Below are 2,795 nucleotides of genomic sequence, written 5' to 3'. Positions count from 1 at the left end.
GTTGTGTGATAGTATGGAATCCCTCCCCCTAAATCCCCCCTCCTCCGAGGGGGGATTTAGGGGGAGGGATTCCATACTATCACACAACCCGAAAAATTATCCTTGACAGAGCACTACTGCTGTGTCACAGATCATTCTGTAGGTTAAACCGAGATGGATACGCGTGCTGTGCCGCCCCGAAAAGTTCCTGCTAAACACCAAGGAGATGGTTCGACTGCGCTCACCATGACAGGCTTCGTTGGGGGGATGATGCCCGGGCAACCATCAAAATGAGGGTTGACAGAGCACTACTGCTGTGTCAACCCTGAAAGGTTGGGTTCAGATGCGTATTTTCCCCTCCATCCTACCTGTCCTCCCCGGGGAGGAAGGAACTGTGAGGGGCTCCTTCCCAAGTCCCCCTCGGAGGAGGGGGATTTAGGGGGAGGGATTCCATACTATGACACAACCCGAAAAATCATCCTTGACACAGCACTACATTTGGGAGCGTTACAGCCTCACGCCCAGCGGTTCAGGAGCTGCGTGAGAAGCGCCTCGCGTTGCAGGTCGGTGGTGGGCTTTTCGCCGGGCGGAAGAAGCGCGAAGGTGTGGCGGTGCACGTCGTCGTTGGGGTGGTGGCGGTGGATGCGTACGCCCACGCCCTCCCCGCTGTGTGCCCACAGTGCGGTGCGGGTGTGCGGACGCCGCGGGAACGGCTCGCTCTCGGGCAGTTCGTTCTGCATGGTGTCGAGATGCGTGTTTAGCGCGCTGCGGGTGGCGTCGTCTACGCGCATGAACGCATCCACATCGTAGTCGCGACTGAAGGTGACCTGCACCTGACTCAGGTGCGGCGAGAAGGGCCGCCAGTCCAGGTCGAGCGTGCCCAGGCCGTTGGTTGTGGTGCGGATGGCGTCGCGCAGGTCGGGGAAGCTCTCGTTCAGCGCGCGCCGGGCGGTGCTGTAGCCGTGCATGGCGTGGGTGGCATCCTGCATGGCGGTGGGCGGCTGTTCCGCAGCGATTTCGGAGGCAGTGGTACGCATCCACTTCTGAATGGCAGGCACGCGCGAGAGGGTCTCGTTCGCCGCCCGTACCGACACCGGCAGGTGCGTCTGCAAGAGCTTGGTCCAGTTGGGTGGGGCGTTGTCGGCGGCTTCGTTTGCGGAGGCAGCACACATGGCACAAGGGGAGACGGGAGGAGACGATCATGAGCATTGCGTTGCACGAACGGAGGGGCACTCCGTTTCACGTACGAGGGCGTCAGCGCTTGTGCAATAACGTTACGGTAGCGGGGCCGGATACGCTGTACGTTGAACACGCTATCCCTTCGATTTTTCCCAACCCAATCAACAACCCACTATGGCAGAGCTGACGGATCAGGTAATCGTAATTACGGGTGCATCCAGCGGGATTGGTGAGGCCACGGCCCGCCTGCTGGCCGAGAAAGGCGCCCGCGTGGTGCTGGCCGCCCGCCGCGAGGAGCGCCTGAACGAACTGCGCGATAGCATCGAGGCCGATGGCGGCACCGCGCTTGTCGTGCCCACCGATGTGACGGACCGCGAGGCCGTGGGGCATCTCATCAACACGGCGCACGAGACGTACGGACGCCTCGATGTGCTCGTGAATAACGCGGGCCTCATGCCGCTTTCGATGATGGAGAAGACCCACGAGGACGAGTGGGAGCAGATGGTCGATGTGAACATTAAGGGCGTGCTTTACGGCATTGGCGCGGCGCTGCCCATTATGACCGAGCAGGGCCACGGCCATGTCGTGAACATCTCCTCGGTGGCCGGACGGCGCGTGTTTCCGGGCGGGGCCGTCTACTGCGGCACCAAGTTCTTCGTGCGGGCGCTCTCCGAGGGTATGCGCAACGAGCTCTCGAACAAGCACAACATCCGCGTCACCAGCATCGAGCCCGGCGCCGTGGCAACCGAGCTTACGCACACGATTACCGACGAGGACATTCTGGCGAACTTCGAGGGCATGGAGATGACGCCGCTCGAATCCATCGACATTGCTGAGTCGATTGCGTATGCGATCTCGGCCCCCGACCGCGTGAACGTGGAGGAGCTGCTCGTGATGCCCACCGAGCAGGCGATGTAGCCTCCCCAAACATATTGTCCCCCCATGTCACCGGCGCCCCGATGCATGCCATCGGCGGGGCCGGTGGCGTTGGTGATTGCCCCGCGTGTCTGTTATTTTTGGAGATGCGCAGGAGCGCCGCGTTGTACCCCCACCGCATCCGCGCTCCGAACGATTCGCTGCTTGTCCACTTGACCAATCTCGTTTATGACTGCTTTGCCACTCCGTTATTTTGTTGCATGTGTGCTGGCTCTCGGCCTTGTCGCTGCTCCTGGTGCACAGGCGCAAGAGGTGCCCCTTGCCATCGACACGCCGGTTGAAGGCATCGACCGCTACAACCCCGACATCCCCACGCCGCAAGAAGTCATCGGCCACGAAATCGGCACGCGCCACACGCGTCCGGCCCAGGTGATCGACTACTTCGAGGCCGTTGCCGAAGCCAGCGACCGCGTCGTGATGGAGCGCCACGGCACCACCTACGACCACCGCCCGCTTATCCACGCCGTAGTGGCTCCATCCGAGGACCTGGACCGTCTCGACGAAATCAAAGCCCAGAACCAGGCGCTGTCGTCAGATCCGGGCTCGGTGTCGGATGAAGACCTTGCCGACCTGCCCGCAGTGGCGTACATGGGCTACTCCATCCATGGCGACGAAGCCAGCGGCACTGAAGCCGCCATCCTGCTGCTCTACCACATGGCCGCCGGCGAAGGCCCCGCCATCGACGCCGTCCTCGATGATGT

General features: G+C 62.1%; 2 protein-coding genes and 1 pseudogene. 2 read left to right on the top strand and 1 reads right to left on the bottom strand.

Going from position 1 to position 2,795, the window contains the following annotated elements:
- Positions 1–494: 494 nt before the first annotated feature.
- On the bottom strand, positions 495–1,151 hold the full coding sequence (locus tag R6U20_RS12505; protein ID WP_410338182.1) for a hypothetical protein: 657 nt from the start codon (positions 1,149–1,151) through the stop codon (positions 495–497).
- 181 nt (positions 1,152–1,332) lie between these two features.
- Between R6U20_RS12505 and R6U20_RS12500 the strand changes: the two genes are divergently transcribed.
- Together R6U20_RS12500 and R6U20_RS12495 are read left to right on the top strand one after the other, a co-directional pair.
- The gene (locus tag R6U20_RS12500; protein ID WP_410338181.1) at positions 1,333–2,076 is read left to right on the top strand and encodes an SDR family oxidoreductase; all 744 of its coding nucleotides are present in this window, start codon (positions 1,333–1,335) and stop codon (positions 2,074–2,076) included.
- Positions 2,077–2,262: 186 nt separating this feature from the next.
- A pseudogene (locus tag R6U20_RS12495) lies at positions 2,263–2,795 on the top strand (peptidase M14); the annotation flags it as partial.

The sequence above is a fragment of the Longimonas sp. genome, from assembly GCF_046498435.1.
In the GTDB taxonomy this organism is placed as follows: Bacteria; Bacteroidota; Rhodothermia; order Rhodothermales; family Salinibacteraceae; genus Longimonas.
The sequence above is the reverse complement of the archived record's forward strand: the minus strand, read 5'-3'. Positions and strand labels throughout refer to the sequence as shown.